This is a genomic window from Streptomyces sp. NPDC051940 (assembly GCF_040680895.1).
GTDB lineage: Bacteria > Actinomycetota > Actinomycetes > Streptomycetales > Streptomycetaceae > Streptomyces.
The window spans coordinates 61,764-67,941 of sequence record NZ_JBFAXR010000038.1; the positions used below are offsets into that span (position 1 = coordinate 61,764).

General features: G+C 70.8%; 7 protein-coding genes. 6 read left to right on the forward strand and 1 reads right to left on the reverse strand.

Translation table 11 applies throughout. The features are described from left to right. The first annotated feature begins 133 nt into the window (after positions 1-133). Entirely contained in the window at positions 134-793 is a 660-nt protein-coding gene (locus AB0M28_RS17420) for a response regulator transcription factor (RefSeq protein WP_365404858.1), read from the forward strand. Positions 794-817: 24 nt separating this feature from the next. On the opposite strand, the gene AB0M28_RS17425 is transcribed toward AB0M28_RS17420, so the two are convergent. Beyond that, positions 818-1,183 (reverse strand): response regulator, encoded by a 366-nt coding sequence (locus AB0M28_RS17425; RefSeq protein WP_365404861.1) that lies wholly within the window; start codon positions 1,181-1,183, stop codon positions 818-820. 210 nt (positions 1,184-1,393) lie between these two features. Between AB0M28_RS17425 and AB0M28_RS17430 the strand changes: the two genes are divergently transcribed. From AB0M28_RS17430 to AB0M28_RS17450, 5 genes are all read left to right on the forward strand, one after another. After that, entirely contained in the window at positions 1,394-2,233 is an 840-nt protein-coding gene (locus AB0M28_RS17430) for an oxidoreductase (protein ID WP_365404864.1), read from the forward strand. 51 nt (positions 2,234-2,284) lie between these two features. Then, positions 2,285-3,139, forward strand: a complete 855-nt coding sequence (locus tag AB0M28_RS17435) for an SDR family NAD(P)-dependent oxidoreductase (protein ID WP_365404867.1) — start codon at positions 2,285-2,287, stop codon at positions 3,137-3,139. Between the two features lie 156 nt (positions 3,140-3,295). Continuing rightward, positions 3,296-4,354 carry an alpha/beta hydrolase gene (locus AB0M28_RS17440; RefSeq protein WP_365404870.1) on the forward strand — a complete coding sequence of 353 codons (1,059 nt, stop codon included), beginning with the start codon at positions 3,296-3,298 and terminating at the stop codon, positions 4,352-4,354. Between the two features lie 187 nt (positions 4,355-4,541). Beyond that, positions 4,542-5,408, forward strand: a complete 867-nt coding sequence (locus tag AB0M28_RS17445) for an alpha/beta hydrolase (RefSeq protein WP_365404873.1) — start codon at positions 4,542-4,544, stop codon at positions 5,406-5,408. Between the two features lie 193 nt (positions 5,409-5,601). Then, entirely contained in the window at positions 5,602-6,072 is a 471-nt protein-coding gene (locus AB0M28_RS17450) for an SsgA family sporulation/cell division regulator (protein ID WP_365404876.1), read from the forward strand. The last annotated feature ends 106 nt before the right edge of the window (positions 6,073-6,178 follow it).

The following is a 6,178-nucleotide window of genomic DNA, read 5'->3' on the forward strand; positions in this document are numbered from 1 at the left end:
GCGTCGGGTTTTCCCGACACCGCCCGTACGGTCAACCGCGCCGCACACGTGGGTGTGTTGCACCCGCGCGCTCCGCGCCGATCCCACACGTGGGCCACCTGTGTGGACACCGCCACGGGCTAGGATGCCGTTCATGAACCAACCACTGCGGGCGGTGCTGGGAGAAGACCAGCCGATCGTGCGCGAAGGCATCGCGGCCATCCTGCGAAGGGCCGGCATCGATGTCGTCGCGGCCGTCGACAACGCGGTGGACCTCGTTCGCGCAGCCGAGAAGCACCGGCCCGACGTGGTGATCACCGACATCAAGATGCCGCCGGACTTCCAGGCCGACGGACTGCGCGCCGCCCGGGAGATACGCGCGGCCCGGCCGGAGACGGCCGTCATCGTCCTGTCCCAGTTCCTGGACGCCTCCTACGCGCTGGACCTGGTCGGCGACGATCCCAGCGGAGTCGGCTACCTGCTCAAGGAGAAGGTGGCGAGCCCGCAGATCCTCACCGACGCAGTCGAGCGCGTCGTCGCCCGTGACTCGGCCCTGGATCCGGACGTGATCGCGGCGCTGCTCGGGCGCAAGCGTCCGGAGGATCCGCTGTCCGCGCTGACGCCGAAGGAGCGCGAGGTGCTGGCACTGATGGCCGAGGGCCATTCCAACGCGGGGATCTCCGGGCAGCTCTTCGTGAGCGTGGCCGCCGTGGAGCGGCATGTGACCGGCATCTTCATGAAGCTGGGGCTCAGCCAGAGCGCCTCCGGACAGCACCGGCGGGTGCTGGCCGTGCTGCGCTACCTCGAGCAGTAGCCGAGCGGTCAGCCGCTTCGCGGGTCAGGACGCGGAGGCGTCGAACAGGCCCGTCAGATCAGCGTCGAACAGCCGGTCCTTGGCGATGAACGACGCGATGCCGGCCCGCTCCAGCTCCTCCTGCGACCAGAAGGACTGGTCCGTGGAGGTCAGCACGATGCGCGGCGGATGATCCTCCTCGGTCACCAGGCGGGCCACGGCCAGCCCGTCGAGGTCCGGCAGGTGGAGGTCGAGCAGCAGCCCGTCGGGGCGGTGTGCCCGCACCGCGGCCAGGGCCGAGGCGCCGTCCCCCGATTCCGCCACGACGCGCAGCCCCCGCGCCATGAGCAGCGTCCGGGCGATCCGGCGGAATCCGGGGTCGTCGTCGACGACCACGATGTTGATGCACATGAGCCCAGCATGCACAACGGCCTGGTGGCCGGACCATAGGGGGAGCCCTACGGTTGGGTCTCGCTCCGGCAAAGGAGCTTCGCTCCCCAGACCGTTCGCGCGCCCTCTCCGCACGACACAGAAGCAGTCAAACGACTGACGTCGAGACCGGCAAAACAGGCAAAGGTCGGACTCGTCCAGTTGTTGTGCGAGTTCAACGAGAGGTACGAGATGACCAGCACATGGTTGATCACTGGCGCGTCCCGAGGCTTCGGGCGCGCCTTGGCGGAGGCCGTCCTGGATGCCGGCGACCGGTTGGTGGCGACCGCGCGGCGCCCCGAGCAGCTCCAGGACCTGGTCACCCGGTACGGCGACCGGGCCCGGGCCGTGCCGCTGGACGTCACCGACTCCGCCGCCGCCCACGACGCCGTCCGGGCCGCGGTCGACGCCTTCGGCCGGCTCGACGTCGTGGTGAACAACGCCGGTTACGCCAACAGCGGTCCGATCGAGGAGATGGCGGAGGACGACTTCCGCGCCCAGTTCGAGGCGAACTTCTTCGGCGTCGTCAACGTCACCCGGGCCGCCCTCCCCGTGCTGCGCAGCCAGCGCTCGGGGATGTTCGTCCAGTTCTCCTCCCTCGGCGGCCGCGTGGGCGGCACGCCCGGCATGGGTGCCTACCAGAGCGCGAAGTTCGCCGTGGAGGGCTTCTCCGAGGTGCTGGCCGGCGAGGTCGCCCCGTTCGGGGTGAAGGTCCTGATCGTCGAGCCGGGCGCCTTCCGCACCGACTGGCAGGGATCGTCCATGGCGCTGCACACCGTGGGCCCGGACTACGAGCAGACCGTCGGCGCCATGAACACCTACCGCCGGGACAACAACGGCAAGCAGCCCGGCGACCCGGTCCGCGCGGCCAGGGTCCTCATCGACGTCGTCGGCCACGACGACCCGCCGCGCCGGCTGCTGCTCGGCGCGCAGGCCGTGACGATGGCGCTGGAGGCGGGCGAGGCGCGAGCCGCCGAGACGCTGAAGTGGGCCGAGGCCGGCGCGGCCGCGGACTTCCCGGCCGGAGCCTAGCCGATGGCCACGCGACACACCTTTCCCGCACCTGACACGAAGGGGCACTCCATGACCCGCACGTGGCTCATCACCGGCGCATCCCGCGGCCTGGGCAAGGCCCTCGCCGAGCACGTACTGGCCCGGGGCGACCAGGTGGTGGCAACGGCGAGTTCCACCCTGGCAACCACCGAACTGGCCGGCCGCCATCCGCGGACCGCACTGGCCTGCAAGCTGGACATCACCGACGCCGACGACCGGGTGGCCGCGGTACGGGCCGCCGAGGAGCGGTTCGGGGGCATCGACATCCTGGTCAACAACGCCGGGATCGACTTCATCGGCGCCCTGGAGGAGCAGGAGGAGAGCGACTACCGCCGGCTGTTCGAGGTCAACTTCTTCGGCGCCGTCGCCCTCACCCGGGCCGCCCTGCCCGGCATGCGCCGCCGGCGCAGCGGCGTCGTCGTCAACGTCTCGTCCATGGACGGCCTGGCGAGCCTCCCCGCCAACGGCTACTACTCGGCCAGCAAGTTCGCGCTGGAAGGCTTCACCGAGGCGCTGTGGCAGGAGATCGAGCCCCTCGGCCTGCACGCGATGATCATCCAGCCCGGCTCCTTCCGTACGGGCATCGAGGACCGGACCAGGGCGTCCGGCACGGCGATCGAGGACTACGCCGCCACGGCCGGCGCCTTCCGCCGCATGATGGGCAGTCTCACCCCGGAGATGTTCCCCGGCGATCCCGAGCGGGCCGCCGCGGCGGTCTACGAGGCCGCGACCGCGTCGCACCCGCGGCACTGGGTGGTCCTGGGCAGCGACGCCCAGCGGCGGATCGGCACCAAACTCGATCTGCTGCGCGCTGAGTTCGAGGCCGGCAAGGACGTGGCGTTCAGCACCGACTTCCCCGGCAGCGCCGACAACGCGGTGCTCTGAACGACCTCGGCGGTGCGCACACGTGTCAGCCGTACCGTCATGTGACTGATGTGTCCGGTTCCCCACCGCCGAGAGTATGTGTCACCGGCAGGGCCACCGGCGCGGAGCAACCCGCGCCGGCCGCCCCTCTTCAGGTTTCTCTTACGGAGGTTCCACATGATCAACAGGCGTGCTTTCAGCAAGGTCCTCGGTCTGGGCGGCGGAGCAGCCGCGATCTCGCTGACCGGACTGCAGGGCGCCGCGAGCGCCGGGCCCGCATCCACCGGCGCGCAGACGCCCACCGTGCCGGTCGTCGCTCCTGGCACCCACACGGGCTTTCCGACGCTCAAGCAGGTGCGGGCCGGCCTGCTGGACGTCGGCTACGCCGAGGCGGGTCCCGCCCACGGCCCCGTCGTCATCCTGCTGCACGGCTGGCCGTACGACATCCACAGCTACGTCGACGTCGCGCCCCTCCTCGCCGACCAGGGGTACCGCGTCCTGGTCCCCTACCTGCGCGGTCACGGCACCACGCGGTTCCTGTCCGACAGCACCTTCCGCAACGCCCAGCAGTCCGCCGTCGCCCTCGACATCATCGCGTTCATGGACGCCCTGAACGTCCGCAGGGCGGTCCTCGCGGGCTTCGACTGGGGCTCGCGTACGGCGGACATCATCGCCGCGCTGTGGCCGGAGCGGGTCAAGGCACTGGTCTCCACCAGCGGTTACGTCATCACCAACGTCGAGGCCCAGAAGACGCCCGCCGCGGCCAACGTCGAGCACAACTGGTGGTACCAGTGGTACTTCGCCACCGAGCGGGGGGCCCAGGCCATGAACACCCCCACCAACCGGGATGCCCTGTGCCGTCTGGTGTGGACGATCGTCTCCCCCAACTGGAACTTCGACGACGCCACCTTCGCACGCACCGCCCAGGCCTTCGCCAACCCCGACTACGCCGCCATCGTGCTGCACAACTACCGCTGGCGCCTCGGCCTCGCCGAGGGTGAGCGCCGATACGACGGTTACGAGAAGCAACTCGCCGCGCGGCCCTCCATCCAGGTCCCCACCGTCACCCTCGACCCCGCGCTCGACCCCTTCACCGCGCCCGGTGACGGCGCGTCCTACCGCGGCTTCTTCACCGGTCCCTACCAGCACCGCACCATCGCCGACATCGGCCACAACCTTCCACAGGAGGCGCCCACCGTCTTCGCCCAGGCGGTCGTCGACGCCGATCACCTCTGACGCGACACCGGGGCCACCGTCCGCGGCCGGAGAGGGTACTGCCCTCTCCGGCCGCTTCGCGTTTCACGCGTCACCGGCTTGACAGGTGACGCTCTCGAATGACACATTGATCACCAGTCAGGGCGGTGACTCATATGAATGAGGTTGGCCCGCCCCCTCGTTGAAGAGAACCTGGAAGGGGTCTGTCGTGGTGAGTACCAAGGGTGGACACAAGAGACTGGCGACGAGTGTCGTCGCGACCGTCACCGCGGGCCTCGCGCTGGGCGCGTTCGCCCTCAGCGGCAGCGCCACCGGCACGCCCCGGCCCGCCGGGGCGGTGAAGGCCGCCGACGGCGACGGAGCGGTCAAGCCGACCATCGTCCTGGAGCACGGCGCCTTCGCCGACGGATCCAGCTGGAACGGCGTGATCGCCGACCTGCGCGCCGACGGCTACCCCGTGGTGGCCGCCGCCAACCCGCTGCGCGGCCCGGCCTCCGACGCCGCCGCACTGCGCACGGTCCTGGACCACATCAAGGGCCCGAAGATCCTCGTCGGCCACTCCTACGGCGGCAACGTCATCAGCCAGGCCGCCGCCGACGACCCCGAGGTCAAGGCCCTCGTCTACGTCGCCGCCTTCCTGCCCGCCCCCGGCGAGAGCGCCCTGGAGCTGACCAACAAGTTCCCCGGTTCCACCCTCCCCGACGCGCTCGACCCCGTCAGCCACCAGCAGGCGGACGGAACCACCGCCACCGACCTGTACATCCAGCAGGACAAGTTCCACCAGCAGTTCGCCGCCGACGTCCCCGCCGAGCAGGCCGCCCTGATGGCCGCCGCACAGCGGCCCATCGCCCAGTCCGCCCTGGTGGAGAAGGCGACCGCCGCCGCCTGGAAGACCAAGCCCACCTGGGACATCGTCACCACCCGCGACTTCAACATCCCCGCGGCCGTCCAGCGCTTCATGGCCGAGCGCGCCCACGCCCGTACGGTCGAGGTCGCCGCGTCCCACTCCGTCGCCGTCTCGCACCCCGAGCTCGTCGCGGACGTCATCCGGCAGGCCGCGCGCACCGCGCACTGACCACCACGCACGCCGAAGGGCGGCGGGATCGTGATCCCGCCGCCCTTCGGCGTGCCCGGAGCAGTCCCGTGCGCCTGCCACACATATCGGCCGACTGCGCGTGCGTTTGACCGTCATGTGACTCATGCATGTTCCCCGTCCCTGACGAAGAGTGGTATCCGCACACTTCGTCCCACGGAGGGGAACCACTGTCATGCACCGCGATCAGTCGGAAGCGCGGGCGCATCAGTCGCCGCCCGAGAGCCTGCCGTCGCTGTCCCTGGACCTCGACCAGATGCTCGACGAGTTCACACGGCTGCCCCTGCGGGCGGAGTTCCGGTTCGACCCCGGCATGCCGGCAGTGGTCACGGTCGAGTTCAAGACCGCCCGGGGCCCCGCCCTGACCTGGCACATCGGCCGCGGGCTCCTGCACGGCGGCCTCACCTCCATGAGCGGCACCGGGAGCGTGCGCATGTGGCCGATGGTGCCAGGAGAGCGGCCCACGGCCTGGCTGCTGCTCGAGTCACAGGAGGTCGAGGCGCTGTTCGAGCTGCCCACCGCGCCGCTGGCAGAGTGGCTCGACGCCACCTATCGCATCGCACCGGCCGAGACGGAGATGGACGGCCTGGACTGGGACGGCTTCCTCACGGAGCTGCTCAACGGCTCCGGAACGTCGTCCTGCTGACCCGGCACGCACCGCGATCCGCATCCCGGCGACAGCGCCAGTACGCCCCCGCCCCGCGCAGCGCGCGGGGCGGGGGCGTGGCCGGGAGCCGGCCGGCGGCGTCAGT

Excerpts from the sequence above, each read along its gene's own strand:
- AB0M28_RS17440 (WP_365404870.1), top strand. The coding sequence starts at position 3,296 with ATGATCAACAGGCGTGCTTTCAGCAAGGTCCTCGGTCTGGGCGGCGGA.
- AB0M28_RS17435 (WP_365404867.1), top strand. The coding sequence starts at position 2,285 with ATGACCCGCACGTGGCTCATCACCGGCGCATCCCGCGGCCTGGGCAAG.
- AB0M28_RS17450 (WP_365404876.1), top strand. The coding sequence starts at position 5,602 with ATGCACCGCGATCAGTCGGAAGCGCGGGCGCATCAGTCGCCGCCCGAG.
- AB0M28_RS17430 (WP_365404864.1), top strand. The coding sequence starts at position 1,394 with ATGACCAGCACATGGTTGATCACTGGCGCGTCCCGAGGCTTCGGGCGC.
- AB0M28_RS17425 (WP_365404861.1), bottom strand. The coding sequence starts at position 1,183 with ATGTGCATCAACATCGTGGTCGTCGACGACGACCCCGGATTCCGCCGG.
- AB0M28_RS17420 (WP_365404858.1), top strand. The coding sequence starts at position 134 with ATGAACCAACCACTGCGGGCGGTGCTGGGAGAAGACCAGCCGATCGTG.